This is a genomic window from Parasphingopyxis sp., assembly GCF_052168275.1.
Taxonomy (GTDB): Bacteria; Pseudomonadota; Alphaproteobacteria; order Sphingomonadales; family Sphingomonadaceae; genus Parasphingopyxis.
The window spans coordinates 23,506-46,777 of record NZ_JBQLZM010000135.1 but is presented as its reverse complement, the minus strand read 5'-3'; the positions used below and the strand labels follow the sequence as shown (position 1 = coordinate 46,777).

Annotated in this window: 22 protein-coding genes; 11 read left to right on the top strand and 11 right to left on the bottom strand. The window is 66.9% G+C overall.

Annotation, left to right across the window (positions count from 1 at the left end; all coding sequences use genetic code 11):
- Positions 1 to 186: 186 nt before the first annotated feature.
- From ACTS1X_RS12230 to ACTS1X_RS12190, 9 genes are all read left to right on the top strand, one after another.
- On the top strand, positions 187 to 900 hold the full coding sequence (locus tag ACTS1X_RS12230; RefSeq protein WP_442614677.1) for a response regulator transcription factor: 714 nt from the start codon (positions 187 to 189) through the stop codon (positions 898 to 900).
- Positions 901 to 2,454: an ATP-binding protein gene (locus ACTS1X_RS12225; RefSeq protein ID WP_442614676.1), complete on the top strand. Its 1,554-nt coding sequence runs from the start codon at positions 901 to 903 to the stop codon at positions 2,452 to 2,454.
- Positions 2,451 to 3,395 carry an RNase adapter RapZ gene (gene rapZ, locus ACTS1X_RS12220; RefSeq protein ID WP_442614675.1) on the top strand — a complete coding sequence of 315 codons (945 nt, stop codon included), beginning with the start codon at positions 2,451 to 2,453 and terminating at the stop codon, positions 3,393 to 3,395. The genes ACTS1X_RS12225 and rapZ overlap by 4 nt, the downstream gene beginning before the upstream one ends.
- Positions 3,396 to 3,800: a PTS sugar transporter subunit IIA gene (locus ACTS1X_RS12215; RefSeq protein WP_442614674.1), complete on the top strand. Its 405-nt coding sequence runs from the start codon at positions 3,396 to 3,398 to the stop codon at positions 3,798 to 3,800.
- On the top strand, positions 3,797 to 4,069 hold the full coding sequence (locus ACTS1X_RS12210; RefSeq protein ID WP_442614673.1) for an HPr family phosphocarrier protein: 273 nt from the start codon (positions 3,797 to 3,799) through the stop codon (positions 4,067 to 4,069). Before ACTS1X_RS12215 ends, ACTS1X_RS12210 begins: the two co-directional genes overlap by 4 nt.
- Before the next feature lie 3 nt (positions 4,070 to 4,072).
- Positions 4,073 to 4,873: a TrmH family RNA methyltransferase gene (locus tag ACTS1X_RS12205; protein WP_442614695.1), complete on the top strand. Its 801-nt coding sequence runs from the start codon at positions 4,073 to 4,075 to the stop codon at positions 4,871 to 4,873.
- Positions 4,870 to 6,054 carry a hypothetical protein gene (locus ACTS1X_RS12200; protein WP_442614672.1) on the top strand — a complete coding sequence of 395 codons (1,185 nt, stop codon included), beginning with the start codon at positions 4,870 to 4,872 and terminating at the stop codon, positions 6,052 to 6,054. The genes ACTS1X_RS12205 and ACTS1X_RS12200 overlap by 4 nt, the downstream gene beginning before the upstream one ends.
- The gene (locus ACTS1X_RS12195; protein WP_442614671.1) at positions 6,051 to 7,436 is read left to right on the top strand and encodes a cytochrome P450; all 1,386 of its coding nucleotides are present in this window, start codon (positions 6,051 to 6,053) and stop codon (positions 7,434 to 7,436) included. Before ACTS1X_RS12200 ends, ACTS1X_RS12195 begins: the two co-directional genes overlap by 4 nt.
- Before the next feature lie 94 nt (positions 7,437 to 7,530).
- Positions 7,531 to 7,941 (top strand): hypothetical protein, encoded by a 411-nt coding sequence (locus ACTS1X_RS12190; protein ID WP_442614670.1) that lies wholly within the window; start codon positions 7,531 to 7,533, stop codon positions 7,939 to 7,941.
- 167 nt (positions 7,942 to 8,108) lie between these two features.
- Here ACTS1X_RS12190 and rmuC read toward each other — a convergent pair whose 3' ends face one another.
- From rmuC to recR, 3 genes are all read right to left on the bottom strand, one after another.
- A complete protein-coding gene (gene rmuC, locus ACTS1X_RS12185; RefSeq protein WP_442614669.1) occupies positions 8,109 to 9,488 on the bottom strand; it encodes a DNA recombination protein RmuC in 1,380 nt (459 codons plus the stop codon).
- A gap of 286 nt (positions 9,489 to 9,774) precedes the next feature.
- Complete coding sequence (gene def / locus ACTS1X_RS12180; RefSeq protein ID WP_442614668.1) at positions 9,775 to 10,335, bottom strand: peptide deformylase; 561 nt, start codon at positions 10,333 to 10,335, stop codon at positions 9,775 to 9,777.
- A 155-nt stretch (positions 10,336 to 10,490) separates the two neighbouring features.
- Positions 10,491 to 11,087 carry a recombination mediator RecR gene (gene recR / locus ACTS1X_RS12175; RefSeq protein WP_442614667.1) on the bottom strand — a complete coding sequence of 199 codons (597 nt, stop codon included), beginning with the start codon at positions 11,085 to 11,087 and terminating at the stop codon, positions 10,491 to 10,493.
- 151 nt (positions 11,088 to 11,238) lie between these two features.
- Between recR and fmt the strand changes: the two genes are divergently transcribed.
- Both fmt and truA read left to right on the top strand, forming a co-directional pair.
- Positions 11,239 to 12,144, top strand: a complete 906-nt coding sequence (gene fmt, locus ACTS1X_RS12170; protein ID WP_442614666.1) for a methionyl-tRNA formyltransferase — start codon at positions 11,239 to 11,241, stop codon at positions 12,142 to 12,144.
- A complete protein-coding gene (truA, locus tag ACTS1X_RS12165) occupies positions 12,141 to 12,884 on the top strand; it encodes a tRNA pseudouridine(38-40) synthase TruA (RefSeq protein ID WP_442614665.1) in 744 nt (247 codons plus the stop codon). The genes fmt and truA overlap by 4 nt, the downstream gene beginning before the upstream one ends.
- Here truA and ACTS1X_RS12160 read toward each other — a convergent pair.
- The 8 genes from ACTS1X_RS12160 to ACTS1X_RS12125 are packed head-to-tail and all read right to left on the bottom strand — an operon-like array spanning position 12,881 to position 23,272.
- Complete coding sequence (locus ACTS1X_RS12160; RefSeq protein WP_442614664.1) at positions 12,881 to 14,779, bottom strand: XrtA/PEP-CTERM system amidotransferase; 1,899 nt, start codon at positions 14,777 to 14,779, stop codon at positions 12,881 to 12,883. The two genes, truA and ACTS1X_RS12160, sit on opposite strands and share 4 nt — an antisense overlap.
- Before the next feature lie 6 nt (positions 14,780 to 14,785).
- Positions 14,786 to 16,324 (bottom strand): exosortase A, encoded by a 1,539-nt coding sequence (gene xrtA, locus ACTS1X_RS12155; protein ID WP_442614663.1) that lies wholly within the window; start codon positions 16,322 to 16,324, stop codon positions 14,786 to 14,788.
- Positions 16,321 to 17,565, bottom strand: coding sequence for a TIGR03087 family PEP-CTERM/XrtA system glycosyltransferase (locus ACTS1X_RS12150; RefSeq protein WP_442614662.1), 1,245 nt, complete (start codon positions 17,563 to 17,565; stop codon positions 16,321 to 16,323). The genes xrtA and ACTS1X_RS12150 overlap by 4 nt, the downstream gene beginning before the upstream one ends.
- Entirely contained in the window at positions 17,562 to 18,629 is a 1,068-nt protein-coding gene (locus ACTS1X_RS12145; RefSeq protein ID WP_442614661.1) for a FemAB family XrtA/PEP-CTERM system-associated protein, read from the bottom strand. Before ACTS1X_RS12145 ends, ACTS1X_RS12150 begins: the two co-directional genes overlap by 4 nt.
- Positions 18,626 to 19,471 (bottom strand): XrtA system polysaccharide deacetylase, encoded by an 846-nt coding sequence (locus ACTS1X_RS12140; RefSeq protein WP_442614660.1) that lies wholly within the window; start codon positions 19,469 to 19,471, stop codon positions 18,626 to 18,628. The genes ACTS1X_RS12145 and ACTS1X_RS12140 overlap by 4 nt, the downstream gene beginning before the upstream one ends.
- A gap of 27 nt (positions 19,472 to 19,498) precedes the next feature.
- Entirely contained in the window at positions 19,499 to 20,695 is a 1,197-nt protein-coding gene (locus tag ACTS1X_RS12135) for an XrtA/PEP-CTERM system-associated ATPase (protein WP_442614659.1), read from the bottom strand.
- A gap of 34 nt (positions 20,696 to 20,729) precedes the next feature.
- A complete protein-coding gene (locus ACTS1X_RS12130) occupies positions 20,730 to 22,367 on the bottom strand; it encodes a hypothetical protein (RefSeq protein ID WP_442614658.1) in 1,638 nt (545 codons plus the stop codon).
- The gene (locus ACTS1X_RS12125; protein ID WP_442614657.1) at positions 22,364 to 23,272 is read right to left on the bottom strand and encodes a hypothetical protein; all 909 of its coding nucleotides are present in this window, start codon (positions 23,270 to 23,272) and stop codon (positions 22,364 to 22,366) included. Before ACTS1X_RS12125 ends, ACTS1X_RS12130 begins: the two co-directional genes overlap by 4 nt.

Here is a 23,272-nt window from a genome sequence, read left to right as displayed (position 1 = left end):
CTCCTAAGAAAATCCGGGAAGAACGCGGCTGCCTTGAAAAGCGCCATCGTCACTTGCCTTCAGGCCTAAGCAGTTAGCGGCGGAAAAATCAACGCGCGAGACTCGATTATTCGGTGACAAGCGCCCATTGCCGCGCCGTGCCGAGACCGCTAGTCAGGCGCGGAACTCCTAGGATATGGTAACCGGATGACCGCCACGATCGCGCTTGTCGACGACGACAAGAATATTTTGACCTCGGTTTCGATTGCGCTGCAGTCCGAAGGCTTCGCGACGCGGATCTATTCCGACGGCGAGACGGCGCTCAAGGCGCTGATCGAAAATCCGCCCGACCTGGCCGTGCTCGATATCAAGATGCCGCAGATGGACGGCATGGAACTGCTCCGCCGGTTGCGCGAAAAGAGCGCGATCCCGGTGATCTTCCTGACCTCGAAGGACGACGAGCTGGACGAGGCGCTGGGCCTGGCGATGGGCGCCGACGACTATATCTCCAAACCCTTTTCGCAGCGGCTGCTGATCGCCCGGATCCGCGCGATATTGCGGCGCAGCGAACTCTCGTCGCAAAGCGGCGGGGACGAGAGCGCGACCGAGGAACTGCCCGAGCGGATCGTCCGCGGCCGGCTGGAAATGGATCCCGCCCGTCACCGGGTGACCTGGGCCGGCCAGAATGTGACGCTGACTGTCACCGAATTCATGATCCTCGAATCGCTCGCCCAGCGGCCGGGCATCGTCAAATCGCGCGACCAGCTGATGGACGCCGCCTATACCGACGACGTCTATGTCGACGATCGCACGATCGACAGCCATATCAAGCGGCTCCGCCGCAAGTTCCGGCAGGTCGACGACGAGTTCGACGCGATCGAAACGCTGTACGGAGTCGGCTATCGTTTCGCCGAGGAATAGGTGGGAACCGGCGACGACCTTGACCTGAGATGGTCGGCGCGATGGTCGCTGACGAGCCGCATCCTGGCCGTCAACATCTTCGCGGTCGCGCTCCTCGCGGGCAGCTTCTTCTGGCTCGACAATTACCGCGTCAAGCTGCTCGACGAGCGCACGCGCCAGACCGAGACCCAGGCCGAACTGATCGCCAATGTGATCGATCGCGCCGAGCCCGGCGAGCGGGCCGAGCTGCTGGCGGCGCTCGGGCGGCGGAGCGGCCACCGGATCCGGATCTACAATGCCGACGGCGCGGCGATCCTCGATAGCTGGGAAGTCGCCGAGCCGACCTATGTGAACCGGGATCCGGCGACCGAACCGTGGCGCCGCAGCGTCGCGCGGTGGATGGATCAGGGAATCGAGACCGTGGTCAACGCCGACCCCCTGCCCCGTTTCGAGGAACCCGAGCTAGACCGGCTCTCGGCCTGGGAATTCGCGGCCGACGTGCCCGAAACCGGCGCGGTGACGACGCAGCTCGCGCTGGCGCCGGACCGCACGCCGATGGTGTCGGTGGCGATTCCGCTCTCCCGCGAGCCCGGCCAGATCGCCCTGGTGACCGCCAATGCGCGCGATATCCGCGGCGATGTGCGCAACGAAAGGCTGCGGCTCGGCATCATCATATTCGTCGCCGCCCTCGTTTCGATCCTGCTGTCGCTGTTTCTCGCGCGGACCATCGTCCGGCCGCTGAGGCGGCTGTCGCTGGCCGCGAGGCGGGTGCGCCTGGGGCGCGCGCGCGAGGTCGTCCTGCCGCGCCTGCCGTCGCGGCGCGACGAGATCGGGCTGCTCGCGCGCACGCTGTCCGACATGAGCCAGGCGTTGCGGCAGCGGATCGACGCGACCGAGGCCTTCGCCGCTGATGTCGCGCACGAGCTCAAAAATCCGCTCGCCTCGCTCAGTTCCGCGGTCGACACGCTGCGCAAGGTCGAGGATCCCGAGCTCCAGGCCCGGCTGCTCGACGTCGTGCAGGACGATGTCCGGCGGCTCGACCGCCTGATCACCGAGATATCGACCGCGTCGCGGATCGACGCCGAGCTCTCCCGCGCGAATTTCGAGCGGGTCGATATCGGCGACCTTATCGGCTCGATCGTCCAGTTCCGGGACGAACGCGGGCTCAACGGTCAGGTCCGCATCGCCTTCGGCCGTCCCCGGACCGGGAGCGCGGTCGTGATGGGCGATGCGTCGCAACTGGCCCGGGCACTGGAGAACCTGCTCGACAATGCCGTGTCCTTCTCGCCGGCGAACGGCACGGTCCGGATCGCGGCGACCGGCGACGGCGAGCGCGTCTATATCTCCGTCGAGGACGAGGGGCCGGGCATCCCGGAAGAACAGCGCGAGCAGATATTCCGCCGTTTCCACAGCATGCGGCCGTCCGAAGAGGATTTCGGCACGCATTCGGGCTTGGGCCTCGCCATCGCCAAGGCTATTGTCGACGGGCATGATGGAAGTATCGAGGCTGGAAACCGCGACGATTCGGCAAGCGGCGCGCGTTTCACCGTCACTTTGCCGATGGCCGACGCATGACTGACCCACACCCGTCCAATCGGCGCATATTGCTCGTCACGGGCATGTCCGGCGCCGGCAAGTCCACGGCCTTGCGTACCTTCGAGGACATGGGCTGGGAAACGGTCGACAATCTGCCGTTGAGCCTGTTCGACAAATTGTTCGAGACCGGCGTGCCGCTCGACCCCGCCAAGGCCGAGCGTTCGATCGCGATCGGCATCGACAGCCGGACCCGCGGCTTCAACGCCAATGCCATCGTCCAGCGGATCAAGGCGCTGAACAAATCCCATGCGCTCGAGATCGAGACCGTGTTTCTCGATTGCGGCGGCCGCGAACTCGAGCGGCGCTTTTCCGAAACCCGGCGGCGCCACCCCATGGCGCTCGATCGCCCGGCCGCCCACGGCATCGGCCGCGAACGCGAAATCATGATGCCGCTCCGGCGCTGGGCGGCGCATGTCATCGACACCACCGACAGCGCTGCCAACGATCTCCAGAAGGAGCTGCGCGCCCGCTTCAGCTCGAAAAGCGCGGAGGAACTCGTCGTGACGGTCGCATCGTTCGGTTTCGCCCGCGGCATATTGCGCAACGCGGATCTGGTGTTCGACATGCGGTTCCTGCGCAACCCGCATTGGGACAAGGAGCTGCGGCCGCTGACCGGTCTCGATGCGCCGGTCGGCGCCTATATCGCCGAGGATGTCGCCTATGAGGAAGCCGTGGGCCGGATCGAGGATCTCGCGCTGCTCCTGCTGCCGCGATACCAGGCGGAGGGAAAAGCCTATGTCACCCTCGCCTTCGGCTGCACGGGCGGGCGGCACAGATCGGTACATGTGGCCGAACGGGTCGCCGAACGGTTGCGTAAGGCGGGATTTTCCCCCACGGTCGCGCACCGCGATCTGGCCTTCCCGTCGCTCGATTCCGTCGAGCGGGTGGCCGCGGGCGAAAACGGCAATGCAGGTGAGTGAATGATCGGGCTGGTTCTGGTGACGCATGGCAATCTTGCGTGCGAGTTCGTGGTGGCGATGGAGCATGTCGTGGGCGCGCAGGAGCTGATCGAGGCGATCTGCATCGGTCCCGACGACGACATGGAGGAACGCCGCGCCGAGATCGCCGAAGCGGTGAAGAAGGTCGACAACGGCAAGGGCGTGATCGTGCTGACCGACCTGTTCGGCGGCACCCCCTCCAACCTCTCCATTTCGCTGATGCGACCCGAACAGGTGGAAGTGATCGCCGGCATGAACCTGCCGATGCTGATCCGGCTCGCCAGCGCGCGCCAGTCGATGAGCGTCACCGATGCGGTCGCCGCGGCCCGTGATGCCGGCAAGAAATATATCTCCGTCGCGTCCGAGATATTGGGACAAGCGGCTTGAGCGCGGTCGAGCGCACGGTGACCATTGCCAATCAGCGCGGGCTCCATGCCCGGGCGAGCAGCAAGTTCGTGACCCTGGTCAGCGAACTCGACACCGAGGTCGAGGTGTCGCGGGACGGACAGAGCGTTGCCGGATCCTCGATCCTCGATCTGATGATGCTCGGCGCCGCGAAGGGCGACACGATTACGATCCGCGCCGAAGGCGATGGCGCCGAGGAAGCGGTCGAAAAACTGGCGGCGCTGGTCGAGTCCAAATTCGGGGAGGACTGAGTCCTGCCCCGCGACATTACGGCCTTTTCCAATCCGCTGATCAAGCGCGCCCGCTCGCTGCGCGACAAGAAGAACCGGCGCGCCGAGGGCCTGTTCCTCGCCGAGGGGCTGCGCATCCTGACCGAAGCGGTGGAGAGCGGGCGGCTGCCCGAGCAGATTTTCTTCGCCGGGGAGTCCGCCGATCATCCGCGCGCACAGGCGCTCGTCGCCGCGACCGAGCGGGCCGGCGGCGAGGCGGTCCGGACGACGCGCGCGATCCTCTCCAAGCTGTCGGGCAAGGACAATCCCCAGGCGGTCGTCGGCATCTATCGCGAATGGGATACCGGGCTGGCCGCTATCGACCGTTCGACCTCCGATATCTGGCTGGTCGCGCAGGCGCTGCGCGATCCGGGCAATCTCGGCACGATGCTGCGGACCGGCGACGCGGTCGGCGCGGGCGGGCTGATCCTCGTCGACGATTGCGCCGACCCCTTTTCGGTCGAGGCCGTGCGCGCGTCGATGGGCGCGCTGTTCACCCAGGCGGTCGCGACCGCGCGCTGGGCGGAATTCGTCGCCTGGCTGCGCGACGGGGACGGGATGCTGGTCGGCACCAGCCTCGATGCCGACCTCGACTATCAGGCGCCCGATTACGTGCCGCCGACCTTCATCCTGACCGGCAATGAATCGGCCGGACTGCCGGCCGACTATGCGGCCGCCTGCGACCTGCTCGTCAAAATGCCGATGCGCGGCAAGGCCGACAGCCTGAACGCGGCGGTGGCGACGGCGGTCATGGCCTATGAAGTGCTGAACCAGTTCCGGCGATGAGCACGGTCCGCCGCCGCCTCGTCCTCTATCTGAGCGGGTTCGATCCGCGCGGGGTGCGCTATTATCACCAGCTCTACCGGGCCGAGGCGGCCAAACAGGCGGCGGTATCCGGCTACGACATCGAAGTCGGCAAGCGCGCGCGGATCGCCGACCATCTGGTCCGCTGGGACGTCCGCCATTCGGACGCCGCGGGAACCACCGAAACCGAATATCTCTATTGCGAATGGGACGATATCGTCCGCCAGTTCTGGGTCAAGCAGCCGGCGAGGCTGGCCTGGGTGACGCTGACCGCGAGCTGGCGGGCGCTGCGCTCGGGCGTATTCGCCAGAACCTTCCGGTGGAGCTGGCCCGCCGGCGTCACCGCGACGATGCCCGCCATCGCGATCCTGCTGCTGATCCTCGTCGGCATCGGGCTGAGCGCGGCCGGCTATTTCGCGATCGGCCTGCCCGGCCTGATCGGCGGCCTCGCCGTCGGTTTCGGGCTGCTCTGGCTCGCCTATCGGCTCGAACAGAAGTTCAACCTGACCTGGGTCGGGCGCATCCTGAGCTTTCACGAGCGCGAGGAACAGAGCCGCACCCGCTCGCTCGACCGGCGCCGCGACGATTTCGGCGATCTTCTCCGCGCGCGCCTGAAGGAAGGCGGCGTCGACGAGATCCTCGTTGTCGGCCACAGCTATGGCGCGGCGCTGGCGATCGCCGTCGTCGCGCGCGCGCTCGACGACACGCCCGAAGACGCGCCGGCCCTGTCGCTGCTGACGCTGGGGCAGACCATCATGTGGCTCGCCTGGCTTCCCGACGCGCAGGCGATGCGCGACGAGATCGCGGCGGTCGCCGAAAGCGGTGCCGTCGACTGGCTCGACATTTCCGCGCCGCCCGACGGCGCCTGTTTCGCGCTGGTCGACCCCTATACCGCGATCGGCGATCGCAATGCGGACCGGAAGAATCCCAAGCTGCTCAACGCCAAATTCCACGAGATCATGCCCGAGGCCGAGTTCGACAAGCAATCGCGCAACTGGATGCGGCTCCATTTCCAGTACATCATGGCCGCCGCCCGCCCCGCCGATTACGACTATTTCGCGATCACCGCCGGGCCGCAGACGCTCGCCGGCCGCTTCGCCCATCGCCCCTCGGTGCGGGACTTCACACGGCTGCGGCGCGGGCGCATGAAAGCGGTGCGATGACCGGCCTCGTACCCCCCAAACCCGCCGGCAACCCGAAAAAGCTCGGGCCGCTCGCGCGCTTCGTGAAGAGCTTCCATTCCTCGACCGCGCCGCTCTACGCGAACAGCTATTCGATGAAACTCGGCGAGGTGCGGCTGCCGCGCCGAACCATGTATTTCGTCAACCAGCCCGATCTCGTCCAGCAGATCCTGCTCGGCGACGTCGACCGCTATCCCAAGTCGGACCTGATGGCGACGATGCTCGAACTGCTGCTCGGCGAGAGCATCTTCGTGTCGAACGGCGATCTCTGGAAACAGCAGCGCCGGATGATGGACCCGGCCTTCGAGGCCACGCGGATCAAGGCGATCTTCCCGCTGATGCGCGCGGCTGTCGACGCGATGGCCGAGCGGTTCGCAGCCGGTGCGGCGGGGCCGGATACGCAGATCGATCTCGAGATGACGCATGTGACGGCCGACGTCATCTTCCGCACCATCTATTCCCGGCCCTTCACCCGCGAAGAGGCCGAAACCATCTTCGAGAATTTCGAGCGCTTCCAGCATCTCGCCTGGCAGCACGGCGTATGGACGCTGGCCGGCGTGCCGCAATTGCTGTCGCTCGGCAGGGTGCGGGCCCGGCGTTCGGCGGCGACGATCCGCGAACTGCTCCACCGGCCGGTCCGCGAGCGGCTCGCCGCGATCGCGCAGGGCGCGGAGGTGCCCGACCGCGACATGCTGGCCAGCTTCATCCGCGCCGAGGATCCGGAAACCGGCAAGCGGTTCGACGAGCGCGAACTGGTCGACCAGATCGGCATCATGTTCCTCGCCGGGCACGAAACATCTGCCTCGGCGCTCGCCTGGGCGCTCTACCTGATCGCGCAATGCCCGGATGTGCAGGCGCGGTTGCAGGCGGAGGCCGATGCGGCGTTCGCCGACGGCCCGCTGGAATTCGAGAAGATGCGCCGCCTGCCGTTCACCCGCGACGTGTTCCGCGAGACCTTGCGCCTCTATCCGCCGGTCGCCTTCATCCCGCGCGACGCGACCGAGGAGGAGGAGATGCGCGGCAAGCGCATCGTGCCCGGCGCGATCCTGTTCGTCTCCCCGCTGCTCGAGCACCGGCATACCGAGCATTGGGACGATCCGGACGTCTTCGATCCCGACCGGTTCGGCCGGGCGGAAACCCGGGCGTCCGAGCAGAAGGCCTATCTGCCCTTCTCGAAAGGCCCGCGCGTCTGCCTCGGCGCGGCCTTCGCGCTGCAGGAGGCGGTGATCGTACTGGCGACGATCATGCGCGACTGGACGGTATCGCCGGTCGCGGGCCATGTGCCCAAACCGATTGCGCGGCTGACCTTGCGTTCGGAAAATGGTATCAGGCTCGATCTGGAACGACGGAGAAAGGAAGGCTGATGCGCTTTTTCGGACTGGCGCTGCTGCTGACCCTCGCGGCCTGCGCGACCACCTATGCGGGCGGCGAACCCGTGTACGAAGACACGGTGTATTGATGGCGCGGCGCATCCTGGCCGGGCTGTCCGCCGCCGCCTTGCTGACGCTCGCCGCCTGCGAGGAACAGCCCGACGCCGGCGAATCGCCGGGCGGCGACACGGAAGAGCCCGCCGCCGCGGCCGAACCGGAGCCGATATTCCGCGGCGTCGGCCAGGAACCGGGCTGGTTCCTGCGCATCTATGACGACGTGATCGTCTACGAAGCCGATTATGGCGAACGCCGGGTGACGGCGCGCACGCCCGAGGTCGAGCCGTTCGACGGCGGCCGGCGGTACGAGAATGATTCGATCACCGTCGAGATACTCGACCGGCCCTGCGCGGACGCGATGAGCGGCGCCCCCTACCCCGCTATCGTCACGATCACCGAACGCGGCAGCCCGCCGGTCGAGGGCTGCGGCGGGGACGTTTGAGGGCAGTAAAGACCGGATGTGGCAATTTGCGCCTCCGTCATTGCGAGGAGGCCGGAACCTGTTTCAGGCCGACGCGGCTATCCAGAGCCGCACACGTGCCGCCCGCGGCTCTGGATTGCTTCGCTGCGCTCGCAATGACGGCCCAGTAACCCGCATCATCGTATCCGCTATTCCGCGGCGTCCGGCGTATCCTCGTCATTGTCGGAAGATGGCAGCGCGGCCACATTGGGTTCTCGCGCAATCGCCTCGACCGGCTGCAGTTCGCCAATCTCGTTCTTGCCCGTCTCGATATTGAGTTCGGCGAAACGGCGGCCGGTGGAGAGCACGTTGCGCTCGAAACTGCCGACGAACCTGTTGTAATTGTTGACCGCCGTGGTGAGGCCGCTGCCGACCGTCCGCATATGGCCGGCGGCCACCGCGAGCCGGTCGTACATTTCCTTGCCGAGCTGGCCGATCTGCTTGGCTTCCTGCGCGAGCCCCTCCTGCCGCCAGACCGCCGCGACGGTCCGCGCGATGGCGATCAGGTTGGTCGGCGTGGCGAGCAGCACCTTCTTGTCGAACGCATGGTCCCAGAGCGAGGGCTCGTGCTCGAGCGCCGCGGTCAGGAAATGCTCGCCCGGCACGAACATGATCACATAGTCGGGCGCCTCGTCGAACTGGCTCCAATAGGCCTTGCGCGACAGCCCCTCGATATGGGTCTTCATCGACACGCAATGCCGCGCCAGCGCGATTTCGCGGGCCTCCTCCTCGTCGGCGTTGAACGCGTCCTGATAGTCGTTGAGCGAGACCTTGGCGTCGATCACCAGCGCCCGCCCGCCCGGGACGCGAATGATGGCATCGGGGCGCATCCGCCCGTCGGCGCTGTCGACGCTGACCTCGGTGGAGAAATCCGTATGTTCGGCGAGCCCGGCCGTTTCGAGTACGTTGCGCAGCTGCTGCTCGCCCCAGCGCCCGCGCGCTTTGGGGGCGTTGCGCAGCGAATTGACGAGCTTCTCCGTTTCGCTGCGGACGTTTTCCTGGCCCGCGCGCATCTGGTCCATCAAACCCTTCAGGTCGCCATAGGCTTCGGTCCGTTCCCTCTCGATCTTGCCGACCTGTTCCTCATAGGCTTTCAGCCGCTCGCCGACCGGGCTCAGCAACTGTTTAAGCCGCTCCTCATTCTTTTCGCCGGCCTGGTTGAAGCGCGCATCGGCGCGTTCGAGAAACTGTTTCTGCGCTTCTCCGAGCATCTTTGCGCCGACTTCGCTGAACTGCGCGGTCAGCGCCTCCTTGGCCTCGCGCAGCTCTGTGAGCCTGGTTTCGAACGCGCGGTCGCGTTCCTCGGCCGAGGCCTTGAGTCCCGCCAGTTCGCGCTGCGCGGCGTCGCGCTCGTCCCGCACGCCGTCGAGCGCGGTGCGCAGGTCTTTCGCGACCGCTTCGCCCTCGCCGCGCAGCCGTGCATTTTCCTCGCGCAGCGGCGCCGCCGCGCGGGCGCTCGCCAGCCAGCCCAGCGCCGCTCCGATAACGACCGCGGCCATGACGATCAGCGAGACGATCAACGGATCCATTCAACACTCCGGTGAGAACGAAGGGAGAACCTATGCTGCATCCATCGTCGCGGCAACCGAATAATCCACTGCGGGGAGATGTGCGGCCGATTGCCGGACGGCGTTCGAAAACCGTCAACGGCGAGCGCTTGCAATGTTGGACAATGTCTGGCTGTTTGAACCCTTGATCGCGTCGATGCGATACAGGGTAGAATAGCTGCCCTACTTCGACCGGTCTGTGTGTGAATTATGTAAACTTAGGAAGGAATCGTGGCGCGGCGCGCCCGAAGGCCGACCGCGGGGACGACTACGCCGCTTTGAGTCGCCGCGCTTTTTCAAGCTTTTTCAATACCATCTGGCGCTTCATCCGCGACAGATGGTCGATGAAGACGATGCCTTCGAGATGGTCCATCTCATGCTGCAGGCAGGTCGCAAGCAGGCCCTCAAGCCGTTCCTCGTGCTGCTCGCCATTTTCGTCGAGCCAGCGCACCACGCACCAGTCTGGGCGATCCACATCGGCGAATTGATCGGGAATCGAAAGGCAACCTTCCTCATAGGTCCGCATATCGTCCGAAGTTTCGAGGATTTCGGGATTGATGAAGACGCGCGGGTCGTTGATCACGCCATGGTCGTGATCGCATTCCTCGCCATGCTCGTGATCGTGCGGCGCGGGCTCCTGCAGGTCGATCACGAGGATGCGCTTGGGCACGCCGACCTGGATCGCCGCAAGCCCGATGCCCGGCGCGTCGTACATGGTTTCGAACATGTCCGCGATCAGCTGGCGCGTTTCGTCGGTCACCTCATCGACAGGCGTGGAAACGGTTTTCAGACGCGGGTCCGGAACTTCGACGATCGGTAAAATGGCCATGGGGAGGATTTATGCGGTTGGGCGGATCGTTTCAAGGACACAGGCTTGCGTCATTGCGAGCGAAGCGAAGCAATCCGGAGCCTGGAAACGCTTGCCCAACCGCTCTGGATTGCCGCGTCGCCCCGAAACCAGTTCCGGCCTCCTCGCAATGACGATCAGGCGACCGGCCGCCTGGCCCTCAACGCCTGCGCGAGCGTCCCCTCGTCGAGATAGTCGAGTTCGCCGCCGACGGGCAGGCCATGGGCGAGCTGGGTGATCCGTACCGGATGCTCCTCGAGCCGTTCGGCGAGATAATGCGCCGTGGTCTGGCCCTCGAGAGTCGCATTCATCGCGAGGACGACCTCGTCGATCTCGCCGCCGGAGACGCGGGCGATCAGCGTGTCGATATGCAGGTCCTCGGGCCGCACCCCGTCCAGCGCCGAGAGCCGCCCGCCCAGCACGTGGAACCGCCCCGGAAACAGCCGCGAGCGATCGAGCGCCCAGAGATCGGCGACCTCCTCGACCACGCAGAGCGAGCGCGTGTCGCGCTTCGCATCGGTACAGATGCCGCACGGGTTGATCGTATCGACATTGCCGCAGATATCGCAGGTCGCGAGCTTGTCCGCGACCGTCTCCAGCGCGCGCAGCAGCGGCGTCAACGCCGCCTCGCGCTTCTTGAGCAGGTGCAGCACCGCGCGGCGCGCCGAACGCGGGCCGAGACCCGGCAAGCGGGCGAGCGCATTGGTCAGCTGATCGATCTCCGCGGATGCCATGGGAAGTCGCATAGCGGGAAGGATGCCGAATAGGCCAGCCGAATAATTTCCGCTTGCCCTGAGCCTGTCGAAGGGTTGGACTTTTCCAAATGGCTGGAGAAAGAAGAGCAGCCCTTCGACAGGCTCGGGGCAAACGGTGTAGGGGCCGGACATGCGGATCATTTTCATGGGAACGCCCGATTTCGCGGTGCCGGCGCTGCGCGCGCTGGCCGATGCCGGGCACGATATCGTCGCCGTCTACAGCCAGCCGCCCCGCCCCGCGGGCCGCGGCAAGCAGCCGCGCGCCTCGGCCGTGCAGGCGGCGGCCGAAGAGATGGGGCTGGAGGTCCGCACCCCGGCAAGCCTCAAGTCCGACGCCGAAAAGGCGGCATTTGCCGAGTTGAACGCGGATATCGCCGTCGTGGCCGCCTATGGCCTGATCCTCAACCCCGCGATCCTCGATGCGCCGCGCCATGGCTGCATCAACATCCACGCCTCGCTGCTCCCCCGCTGGCGGGGTGCCGCGCCGATCCAGCGCGCGATCCTCGCCGGGGATGCGGAAACCGGCGTGACGATCATGCAGATGGAGCGCGGTCTCGACACCGGCCCGATGCTCGCCAGGGCGTCGACGCCGACCGGCGGCAAGACGGCGGGAGAGCTGACGGACGAACTGGCCCGGATGGGCGCGGCGCTGGTCTGCGAGGTCCTGGCCGACTGGAGCGCGATCGAAGCGGATGTGCAGGACGATGCGCTCGCCACCTATGCCGACAAGATCGACAAGGCCGAAGCGCGGCTCGATTTCGCGCGGGACGCGGAAACGGTCGAGCGGGCGGTGCGGGCGTTCAACCCGATGCCCGGCGCCTTTTTCGAATTCGACGGCGAGCGCTTCAAGGTCCTCGCCGCCGAGATCGGGGCCGAGTCCGGAGAGCCGGGATCGGTGCTCGACGACGCGCTGACGATCGCCTGCGGTACCGGCGCGATCCGGCCGACGCGCGTCCAGCGCGCGGGCAAGGCGGCGATGGACACCGCCGATCTGCTGCGCGGCTTTCCGGTCCCGGCCGGCGCGGCGCTCGGATGACGCGCTTTCGCCTCACCGTCGAATATGACGGCCGGCCCTATATGGGCTGGCAGCGGCAGCCGCACGGGCCGAGCGTCCAGCAGGCGATCGAGGAAGCCTGCACGGGAATCACCGGCGAAGAGGTGCTCGTCTACGGCGCGGGGCGGACCGATTCGGGCGTCCATGCGATCGCCATGGCGGCGCATGTCGATATCGAAAAGGAGATCGACGCCTTCCGGCTCGGCGAGGGCCTGAACGCGAAACTGCGCGGCGCGCCGATCGCGATCCTCGATTGCGAGCCGGTGGCCGACGACTGGCATGCGCGGTTCGACTGTATCGGCCGCCGCTATCTCTACCGGATCGTCAACCGCCGCGCGCCCCTCGCGCTCGAGCAAGGCCGGGCCTGGCGCATCCCGCAGCCGCTGGACGAGGCGGCGATGCACGAGGCGGCCCAGCTGCTCGTCGGCAAGCATGATTTCACGACCTTCCGCTCGGCGCACTGCCAGTCCGAAAGCCCGGTCAAGACGCTCGGCTCGCTGGCGGTGCAGCGCGAAGGCGACGCCGTGACGGTCCGTGCCGCCGCCCGCTCCTTCCTCCATCACCAGGTCCGCTCGATGGTCGGCTGCCTGGCGCTGGTCGGCATGGGCCGCTGGTCCGCGGACGATCTGCAAGACGCTCTGGAGGCGGCGGACCGCAACCGGCTCGGCCTCAACGCGCCGCCCGACGGCCTCTATTTTCTCGGCGCCGACTATGCGGGCTAGGCGCCCAATCCGAATACCCGCCGCAGCGAGCGGTCGAGCATCATCAGCTGCCAGATCAGCCGGCCATGCTCCTCGCGCCCGCTCTTATGGGCCTCGACGATCCGCTTGACCGCCTGCCGGTCGAACCATTCGGTTTGCGCCAATGCCGTGCTGCCGACGAGCTTGTCCGCCTCCCCTGCCAAAGCGCCGCGGAACCAGGCGCTGATCGGCGTGACGAAGCCCATCTTGCGGCGATAGAGGATGTCCTCGGGTAGGTAGCGCCGCATCGCCTGTTTCATCAGCCATTTGCCGGTGCCGCCCCGCACCCGCTGCCGGAGCGGCAGGGTCGCGGCGAATTCGACGAGCCGGTGGTCGAGCAGCGGTTCGCGCGCTTCCAGGCTCACCGCCATGCTCGTCCGGTCGACCTTGGTCAGGATATCGCCGGGCAGCCAGATCTTGAGGTCCGCATATTGGGCGGCGGCGAGGCCGTCCTCGGCGGGCGCGGTCTCGATGGCGCGCACATAGCGGTCTTCGGCGCGATGGCCGGCCAGCGCCGTCCGCATCCGGTCGCTGTACAGCGCGGCGCGCAGCGCGGGTCCGGTCACGCCGACGGACTCGGCATAGGCTTCGGCGCCCGACTGGCCGAGACCCTGTAGCGTCGATTTCGCGCGCAGGAATTGCGGCGCCCGGTCCAGTTTCGGATAGAGCTTGCCGAGCCCGCCGAACAGCGGCCGGCGGACCGCACCAGGCAGCAGCCTTCGCGCCTTCTCCTCTCCGGCATGGAAGACATGGCGGCGATAGCCGGCGAAAATCTCGTCGGCGCCGTCGCCCGACAGCGATACCGTGACCTTCTCCCGCGCCAGTTCGCAGACGCGATAGGTCGGCACGGCGCTGGCGTCCGCGAACGGCTCGTCGAAGGCGCCGACCAGCGTGTCGATCAGCGCGAAATCGTCGGCCGCGACGATCCGCTTGCGGTGATTGGTCGCGAACCGTTCGGCGATCCGGTCGGCATAGGCGGTTTCGTCGTGATCGGCCTCGTCGAACCCGATCGAACAGGTTTCCACTGCATCCCGGCTCGCTTCGGCCATCAGCGCGACGACCGAAGAGCTGTCGACGCCGCCCGAGAGGAACGCGCCGAGCGGCACGTCCGCGACCATCCGGCTGCGCACGGCCTCGCCCATATGCGCGACCAGCTCCTCCTCCGCAGCGGCAGTCTTGCGCCGTTTCGGCGCGAAGGCGACGTCCCAGCAGCGGCGCGGATCGGCGAGCGGCAGGCCGCGGCGCGTCATCAGGTAATGGCCGGCCGGAAGCTTGTGCACGCCCGCCACGAAACAGGCGTCGTCGGGTACATAGCCGAAGGCCAGATAGTCCTCGACCGCCTGCTCGCTGGGCCGGCGCCGCAACAGCGGATGGGCGAGCAACCCTTTCAGTTCCGATGCGAAGATCAGGCTGCCGTCCGACACTTCGGCATAGAAGAGCGGCTTCACGCCGAGCCGGTCGCGGCCCAGAAACAGCGTCTTCGCGTCGTCGTCGTAGAGCGCGAAGGCGAACATGCCGTGGAAGCGCTCGATGCACAGCGGGCCCCATTGCCGCCATCCGTGCAGGATGACCTCGGTATCGCTGTCGGTGCGGAATTCATGGCCCAGCGCGCGCAGATCGGCGCGGATCTCCCGATAGTTGTAGATTTCGCCGTTGAAGATGGTGACGAGCGTGCCGTCGGGCGTCGCCATCGGTTGGTCGCCGCCCTCGAGATCGATGACCGACAGACGCCGATGGCCGAGACCGACGCCCTGCGCGGTCCACACGCCCGACCCGTCCGGCCCGCGATGGGCCATGGCGTCGGCCATGGCGCGCACCCGGTCCGGATCGACCGGTTTCGCCGTTTCGAGATGGAATATGCCCGCAATCCCGCACATGGCGGTTCAGTCGGCCAAGCCGGTCACGCGGTCAACCAGTTGTTCGACACCGCCGCTATCGGCGATGAAGTCCTCGATCGCGGCCCGCGCCTCGCGGCCTTCGGCGGAGATCACGATCCCGACCGCGCGCCGGTCGCCGCCGAACAGCCGCGCCTGCAACGCCGCCAGCTTGGCGCGGCCGCCGCCGCCGGTCAGCCGGCCGCCCACCACCACATATTGGAATATCTCGCGGGACACCGGACCGGGCCCCATGATGCGGTAGGCGCGGCCCGCGGGCGGCGATGCGCTGTCCTCCGACCAGGACCATTCGGTTTCGGCCGGAAGTCCGCCCTGCCCGAAACCGACGGGCTCGCGCCCTTCGACGGGATTGGCGTAATAGCCGATGGCGAGGTCGACGACCCGGCCCGCGGCATCGCCATAGCGCGCCTCGAGCAGCCGGTCGGCGCCGGCATAAGTCGCCTGCCACGGATAGGCCATCGGCGCGTCGCTGCGTTCCCAGCCCGGGATCGCGGGCGCCGAAAAGGGCGCCGGGAGCGGGTTGCGCGCCGCCGCCGCGTTGGCGGCCATCCACAAGGTCGGCGCGACGGCCAGGCCGACGATGGCGAGCGCGACCGCGTACAGGCGGCTCGCGCCGCCGGTCTCGGGCCTGCGCGGCTGGATGTCGGCGGGATCGAAGGCGGGGTCGTCGATGTCGCGATCGAAGAATTTCCAGCCAAGCGCCAGCACGGCGGCGATGACGAAGGCGAAGAAGAACCAGCCATAGACGACATGGTCGAAGCTTTCGGCGAACTCGACGCCGTTGGCATCCGCGATGTAGATCGTTGCAAAGGCCCGGATGCCGTTGGCGACGATCGGCACGGCGATGCAGAGCGCGATGAACGCGGCGCGGCGCCACCAGCTCCGGAAGCACAGATTGGCGGCGAGCACGCCCAGCGCGATCATCGCGATCAGGAATTTGACGCCCGAACAGGCTTCAGCAACCTCGAAATAGCCCGAGGGCGTGGTGATGAAGACGCCTTCCATATGTGCGGGCAGCCCGAACAGGCCGAGCAGCACCATGCTGAGTTCGGCCGTGATCGACTGGAGAAAGGGTACGAATTCCTCGCCGAACGGGACGAGAAACAGCGCATAGGCGAGCGGGAACAGCAATCCGCGCGCGGCCGCGAGCCCGAGGATCGCGACGACGCTGCCCTGCAGCAGGACGACGACGCCGAGATGCCGGGCCAGCGCGACGCCGGAGGCTTCGCCGAGCATCCAGCAGACGGCGCCGGCCGCGACGATGACGAGACCGTAGGGCGATGCCGAGGGAGTGAGTTCGGCGAGTTCCGCTTTGCGGTTCCAGACCAGCCATCCGATGATCGGGACGATGAGCAGGCAATGATTGAAGGTCGAGCTGTTCCACCAGACCGCAACCATGCCGGCGACGTCGTTGCGGAACAGCAGGAGGATGCCGGCCGCGACGGCGGCGAGCAGAACGAGGCTCGATCGCCAGTCGCCGACCGCGCGGGCCGCCGAACGGTTGCCGAGGACGCCGCTCGCCGTCATCCGGAAGTCTCGACCAGCTTCAGCTTCCGATAGGTCGTCCGTTCGCGGCCGGTCAGCGCCGCGAGCGGCGCCAGAGTCTCGTCCCAGACATAGCGTTTGAGCATGCGCTTGCGCGCCGCCTGGCCCATCACCTCGCCCATCGGGCTGTTGCTCAGCAGCTCGAGGACCAGCTGCGCCTCCTCGCCGGGCGTGTCCGCCACGAGCAGATCGCGGCCGGGCGTGGCGTCGATGCCTTCGAAGGCGGGCCGGGAGGCGATCACGGGCCGGGCCATCGCCATCGCTTCGAGCACCTTGTTCTGGATCCCGCGCGCGATCCGCAGCGGCGCGACAACGACATCGGCGGCCGCCAGCCAGCTGCGGATGTCCGCGACCCCGCCGGTGACGATCACGCCGTCGCGGCTGCCGAGCCGTTCCACCTCGCCGGTCGGGTTGCGCCCGACGATCGCGAATGTGACATGCGGGTTCTGCAGGCGGATGATCGGCAGAGCGTCGTCGGCGAAACTCGCGGCCGCTTCCACATTGGGCCGGTAATCCATTTGTCCTGTGAAGACGACCAGCGGACCGTCCGGCCGTTCGATGGCGGGAATTTCGGCGCCGGGATCGAAAAAGGCGCAATCGATCCCGTTTTCGAGGGCGCGGACCCGCTCGGCGCCGAGACCGGCCTCGCGCCGGAACAGCGCGGCCTCCGCCTCGCTGACGAACAGGCTCGCATCCGCCCGCCTTGCCGTCTCCGTCTCGAACGCGGCGAGCTTGCGCGCTTCCCGGGCATGGACGTAGCGCATCGGCACCTGGCTCGACTGCGCGTAGGAGGCGAATTTCGCCGAATCGACGTCCGCGAAATCCATGACGAAGCGGATGCCCGGCGGGAGATCGGGCACGAATTGCGCCATCTGCCCGGAGAACACGAACACCGTGTCGATCGATTCGGTTGCCAGCGTCCGCGACACGAAATCGCGGATTTCGGAGCTGTCGAACAGCGTCAGCGAAATCGGCTTTCCGGACAGCATCGCCCGGATGCCGCCGACCGCTTTGGACACCGTGCGTTTTTCGACATGCAGCGATCCCAGCATCGGGCGGAGCGCTTCGGCGTGCGCCATATCCGCATCGTCATCCGCGAACGTCGCGAGATGCACGGTGGCGAGGTCGCAGAGCTTTTTCAGGATGTTGAAAGACCGGATCTTGTCCCCGCGGTCGGGTGGATAGGGGATGCGATGGGCGAGAAAGAGGATATCGCCCATCAACCGAGCCCCTTCGCGATCCACGGCCCGACGCGGTTGGCGATCGGCAGGGGCAGCCGCTGCCACAGGGCGACCTGCAGCCGGTATTTCGGGTCGTTCGGATTCATTTCGCGCGGCGTCGCACCGCCCGCGGTCCGGACCGCATAGCGCAGCGGTTCGGGCGTGAAGCCCCAATTTTTCTTGAAGTTGTACGGTCCCGTCCTGATCTTGGAGCGGCCGAAATCGAATCGCGCGCAGCCGCGTTCGCGGGCGTGGTTCATCAGGCTGAAATAGAGCAGCTCGTTCGCCCGCAGGCCGCGCGCGGCGAAGGTGCCGCCGCCCCAGTAGGGCATCGCCGTGCCGTCGAAATAGAAGGTCAGGACCGACGCGACGGGCGTCCCGTCATGGCGAACCGTCGCGATATCGGCCGCGTCGCCGAACCCGTCGAGCATCGCGTCGAACAGCGCGCGCGGAAAGACCGGCGTTCCGAGATTGCGGACGCTCTCGGCATAGACGGCATAATGCGCCGCGCGATCGCGCTCGTCCGTTCCGAATTCGACGGTGAGATCGTTCGTCAGCGCCTTGCGGATTTCGGCCCGCTGCTTGCGGGGTATCGCCTGGAGCTGCGCGTCGTCGCTCCCGGCCAGCGGCCCGACGAACCCGGCATAGACGCCCTCGCGGACAACCCATGCCTTGGGCAGCGCGCCGCCGCGCAGCTCGACCTCGGGGATGCTGAGCCGTTCGGCCAGTTGCCACGCGGCGTCGGCCAGCGCATTCGCGTTGATCGGATTGGCGACGAGCGCCCCGCCCCCGACCGCGAAGCCGCTCGACACGAGCGCTCGGCCGAACAGCGGCGAATGGATTTCGGTGAGCGGCAATATCCCGCGCAACGTGGTGGCGCGTTCGCCGACCAGCATGTGACCCGGCTGGCCGCATCCCCGTTCGACGGCCTTCAGCCATTGCGGCAGATGGAACGGCGTCCCGCCTTCGGTTTCGCGGACGAAAGTCTCGATCCGCGCGCATTCCCCGGGATCGTGCAGATCGGCGGCGCGTATGCGCAGTTTGTGGAGCGACATGGGTGCGTTCACTGGATGCTCGCCTTCTGCATTTCGGCGACATGATCGACACGCCCCCATCGGAAATCGCCGAGCAGCCGCTCGAGCTTGCCCTCCATCGCCGACAGCCGGCTGTAATGCCGGACCTTCGATCGGAGCGGCGCGTTGTCGACGCGCGGCTGGTCGGGATCGATCTCCCAGGGATGGAAATAGAATATCGCCGGCCGGCCGTCCCGGCCGTTCACCTGGCCGATGGCCCAATGGGAAAAGCGATAAGGCAGGAGGCGGAAGAAACCGCCGCCGCCGGCCGCGATCGTGCGGCCGCCAAGGCGCGCGGTCGTCACCGGCAGTTCGATAAGCGCGCTATCGTCGCACGGCGCAAAGGCGAAGCGCGGCGCGTCCGGCCAGCCATAATGGTCGTGGACGACCGGAGCGACGCTCGAGGAATAGGTATAGCCCTCTTCCGCGAGAATCTCATGCGCCCAGGGCGTCCGCACATCGATCGAGAAACTGGGCGCGCGGTAACCGGAGAGCCGTTCACCGGCCGCGTCTTCGAGCGCTGCGCGCGCCTTGCGGATGTCGGCGCGAAATTCGTCGGGCTGCATGGTGAAGACGCGCCGATGGTCCCAGCCATGGCTCGCGACTTCATGTCCAGCTTCCGCGATCCGCCGGATCAGCGCCGGATAGCGCTCGGCGACCCATCCTAGGGTGAAGAAGGTGCCCTTGACGCCCGCGCGGTCGAACAGTTCGAGTACGGCATCGCTGTTGCGCTCGACGCGATGCGCGAGCGCGTCCCACTCGTCACGCGCGATGACGGTTTCGAAGGCGCCGACCTGGAACCAGTCTTCGATATCGACCGAAAGCGCATTGAGCATGGCGCGCCATTTCCTCCTCGCGCTGTGTTAGGCCGCGTCGCCGCGAACGACGCCGAAACTCGGCTGCGTGTCCTCTTCCTCGACCCATTGGACGAGCAAGGTCAAGACGCGGCGCAGCGCGGCTTCCTGTTCGTCGATCCGGGCTTCGAGCGCGGCGATACGCGCGTCGGCATCGTTTCGCTCGTCGGCCATGGCCGCCGCGTCATTGGCGTTTTCCGGAGGCCGGACGGGAGTCTCCAGCCGGACCGTCTCCTTGGACGGCTCGTCCGCGCGATGCTCGGTCGCCGCCAGCGACGCATAGACGTCCTCGTCGGTCGCCGGTTCGAAGACGGGTGCCGGTTCCGGATCGGGATCATGATCGATGCCCTGCCCGTCCGCTTCGTCGTCCCGCGCGTCGGCATGCCGTTGCGGTTGGTCCCCGGCCAGATCCGCGAGAACCGCCTCGACGGCATCGCCATCGATCGTTTCGAGATCCTCGACGGCGCCGAACAGCAGCACGCGCGCCATCAGCGTGTTGAGGCGGCGCGGCACGCCGTCGGTGGCCTTGTAGATAGAGGCATGGGCGCCGGCGGTGAATTGCGGCTTGCCGGTCCATCCGGCGATCGACAGCCGGTGCACGATATAGGGTTCGATCTCGTTCGCCTGCATCGGATCGAGATGATGCGTCGCGATGACGCGCTGGCGCAGCTGTTCGAGATTGGGCGCCGTGCGGACCCGGTCGCGAAACTCGGGCTGGCCGAGCAGGAATATCTGGAGGAGCGCGCGGCCGGCCGACTGGAAATTGGACAGCATGCGCAGCTCTTCGAGCGCGGAAACGGAAAGATTCTGGGCTTCGTCGACGATCAGCAGCGTCCGCTTCCCTTCCCGCGCCTGGCCGTGAAGGAAACGCTCGATGCGATCGAGCAGCGCGGCCTTTTCCAGGCCATGGGCCTCGATGCCGAGCTGCTGCGCGACGAGGCGGAGCATGTCGTCGCCCTCGACCTGGGTGGAAACGATCTGCACGGCGGTCAGCCGCGACGTATCGATCGTCGCCATCAGATGGCCGACCAGCGTCGTCTTGCCCGCGCCGATGTCGCCGGTGATGACGATGAAGCCCTCGCCCTGCGCCAGGCCATAGCCGAGATAGGCCATCGCCTTTCTGTGCGTTTCGCTTTCGAACCAGAAGCGCGGATCGGGCGTGAGCTGGAACGGGTTTCCGGTCAGGCCGTAATGTTCGCTGTACATATGTCTTTCCTTCGAACGCGTTTACGCGCTTTCCCTAAAATCCGTAACGGACGCCGAACAGCAGCGTGGCGAGCCAGTCGGCTTCCTCGCCTTCGACGTCGTTGGCGAACAATCCCGCCGAAGCCTGGGCGCTGAGCCCGCGATAGAGGCCGACGCTGTAGGTCGCCGAGCCGCCGCTGCTGAACACATCGGCTTCGCCCGGAATGCCGCTTTCGAACCAGGTGGCGTAGAGGCTGCCGTCGAGGCTCGAATTGGGCGACAGCTGGCGGCCGAGATTGGCCTGCAGCGAGAAGGCTTCGTCCGTCACGCGGTCGAGCGAGAAATTGGCGCTCGTCGTCGGCGCTAAATAGCGGCGGTTCTGGTAGCCGGCGCCGAGGCCGTAGCTCCACGGGCCGCGTCCGCCCGTCCATACCAGGCTGCCGCCGCGGCTGCGGAAATTGGCCGCGTTGAGCGACTGAAAGCCGGTGTCGAAACAGCCGCCCGCATCGCCGCCCTCACCGAAGGCGCAGCCGTTGAACTGGCTGAATCCGTTGCGGCCGACCGTGAAGCTGGTCGGCAGGCCGGCCAGCGTGTTCGTCGTCCCGCGGCCGAAGCTGCTGATCTCGTTGTAGACCGCCGCCTGGACCGTGCTCGACGTGCTGGCCTGATAGCTCAGATAGCCGTTGTAGATCGTCGTATCGTAGCGATGACCGACCCGCGCGGAGAGTTCGAGACGCGGATTGGGCCGCCACAGGATGCCGGCGTCGTAGATGACTTCGTCGACATTGTAGGCGAGCAGGCGCGGCGAATTGGGATCGGTCTGGAACCGGCCGTTATTGTCGAGCACCGGATTGCCGGCCGCATCGACGACGACGTCGCGCTGGCTGATCTCGATATCCTCGTAACCGACGCCGCCGACGAGCGCGAGCGTTGGCGTCACCGGCACGGTGACGTCGACGCGCCCGTAATAGGCCTCGTAGCGCTGGTCGAGCTGGCTTGCATCCTCGCGTTCGTAACCGCCCGAAACGATCCACCCGAAGGGCAGCATCTCGCCCGGCGACATGCCGACGCTCGCGGTGGCCTGGTGATAGGTCGTGTGGTCGACATAATCGACCGGCGCCTGGGTCGGGTCGGAATTGGCCGCGAGATTGTCTTCGACATGGGTGTAGCCGATCCGGTAACCGGCGCCGATTTCGAGCGGGCCGGCATGGGTCGAAAGCGTCGGCCCGCCATAGACCGAGTAGATCTGCGTGCTGTTGTCATTGTCGCCGGTCAGTGAGCCGAGCCCGTCGCCGCCGATCTCGGCGCGCGCGCGGGCGGCCAGCGCGCCAGCTTCGAAGCTGAGGCCGCGCGTGACATTGGCGCGCGCGCGGACGAGGCCGCTATGGACGTCGTCGTCGGCGATATCGTCGCCCCAGCCGATGCGGCGCTCGTAGCGGTAGCTGGCGCCCACTTCGATGCGCCGGGTCGATACCGAGGCATCCACGCCCGCGGCGACCGACGTGTAGGTGACGACGTCATCGCCGAACGCGTCGTTGTTGCTGAGATCGAAGTCGAGGACCTGCTGGACCTCGATATAGGGCGCGATTTCGGTGCGCGCCTGCGCCTGCACGGACAGGCCGAGCATCGCGATCGCGCCGATCCCGATCGCGCTGTTCCAGAGATGGCGTGCTGAGACGCTGGCCATGATCATTCCCCGTATCCGTAATAGCTGCTGAACCGCTTGCCGTTGGGCGTGAAGGTGACGCCGTTGAGGAGCAGCTGAATGTGATCGCAGCCGTCGAGCAGCCCGAGCGCTTCGCGCAGCTCCGCTTCGCTCGTGGAGTCCGCCTTGACGACGAGAACAGTCTGTCCGGCATGCATGGCGAGCACCGATGCGGGCGAGGCCGAGAGCGCTGGCGGCGAATCGAAAATCGCGATCCGCGTCGGACTTGCGGAGAGAAGCGCGCCGATGACCTCGCTCGTCCGCTGCGACGCCAGCAATTCGGTGGCGTCATCCGTCCGCCGGCCCGCGCGCAGCAGCGAAAGATTGGGAATGTCGGTCCGCACCAGGCAGGATTCGATGGCGATGGCGGGATCCGCCACGGCATCCATCAGGCCCGGCCCGTCCTCGATACCCATCGTGACGGCGATCTCCGGATTGTTGAGATCGCTGTCGACGAGGACGATGTCGAGATCGGTTTCGCGCGCCATGGAAAGGGCGAGATTGATCGAGCAGAAAGTCTTGCCCTCGTCGGGCTGCGCCGAACAGACGAGGATCATCCGGCCATTTTCTATCGGCCGGCCGCCCTCGCCCGCGGCCCGCAGCAGCAGCTGGCGCTTGACGATGCGGAATTCCTCGGCGAGCGGCCCGGGGCGCTGATCGGGCAGCACGAAGCCGGCTTCGGCGAGCGCGACGCGGTCGACCGCGACCGTTTCGCGATCGAAGGCCGGCGGCGGCGCGACCGGGGCCGCGAATGGCGCGGCATCGAGGGCCGGTGCCGTGTTTTCGGCCGGAAATTCGGTCGCCGCGCCGCGCAACGCGGCCGCGAAGTCGAATTTCTCCGACGCGCGCTCGAGCAGCGAGCCGGAAGAGCGGATGGAGCTGTGCTTGTTCAT

Coding starts and splice junctions, on each gene's coding strand:
- ACTS1X_RS12230 (WP_442614677.1), top strand. CDS start 187: ATGACCGCCACGATCGCGCTTGTCGACGACGACAAGAATATTTTGACC.
- ACTS1X_RS12135 (WP_442614659.1), bottom strand. CDS start 20,695: ATGTACAGCGAACATTACGGCCTGACCGGAAACCCGTTCCAGCTCACG.
- fmt (WP_442614666.1), top strand. CDS start 11,239: ATGCGGATCATTTTCATGGGAACGCCCGATTTCGCGGTGCCGGCGCTG.
- xrtA (WP_442614663.1), bottom strand. CDS start 16,324: ATGACGGCGAGCGGCGTCCTCGGCAACCGTTCGGCGGCCCGCGCGGTC.
- ACTS1X_RS12200 (WP_442614672.1), top strand. CDS start 4,870: ATGAGCACGGTCCGCCGCCGCCTCGTCCTCTATCTGAGCGGGTTCGAT.
- ACTS1X_RS12160 (WP_442614664.1), bottom strand. CDS start 14,779: ATGTGCGGGATTGCGGGCATATTCCATCTCGAAACGGCGAAACCGGTC.
- recR (WP_442614667.1), bottom strand. CDS start 11,087: ATGGCATCCGCGGAGATCGATCAGCTGACCAATGCGCTCGCCCGCTTG.
- ACTS1X_RS12215 (WP_442614674.1), top strand. CDS start 3,396: ATGATCGGGCTGGTTCTGGTGACGCATGGCAATCTTGCGTGCGAGTTC.
- truA (WP_442614665.1), top strand. CDS start 12,141: ATGACGCGCTTTCGCCTCACCGTCGAATATGACGGCCGGCCCTATATG.
- def (WP_442614668.1), bottom strand. CDS start 10,335: ATGGCCATTTTACCGATCGTCGAAGTTCCGGACCCGCGTCTGAAAACC.
- rapZ (WP_442614675.1), top strand. CDS start 2,451: ATGACTGACCCACACCCGTCCAATCGGCGCATATTGCTCGTCACGGGC.
- ACTS1X_RS12190 (WP_442614670.1), top strand. CDS start 7,531: ATGGCGCGGCGCATCCTGGCCGGGCTGTCCGCCGCCGCCTTGCTGACG.
- ACTS1X_RS12140 (WP_442614660.1), bottom strand. CDS start 19,471: ATGCTCAATGCGCTTTCGGTCGATATCGAAGACTGGTTCCAGGTCGGC.
- rmuC (WP_442614669.1), bottom strand. CDS start 9,488: ATGGATCCGTTGATCGTCTCGCTGATCGTCATGGCCGCGGTCGTTATC.
- ACTS1X_RS12125 (WP_442614657.1), bottom strand. CDS start 23,272: ATGAACAAGCACAGCTCCATCCGCTCTTCCGGCTCGCTGCTCGAGCGC.
- ACTS1X_RS12130 (WP_442614658.1), bottom strand. CDS start 22,367: ATGATCATGGCCAGCGTCTCAGCACGCCATCTCTGGAACAGCGCGATC.
- ACTS1X_RS12195 (WP_442614671.1), top strand. CDS start 6,051: ATGACCGGCCTCGTACCCCCCAAACCCGCCGGCAACCCGAAAAAGCTC.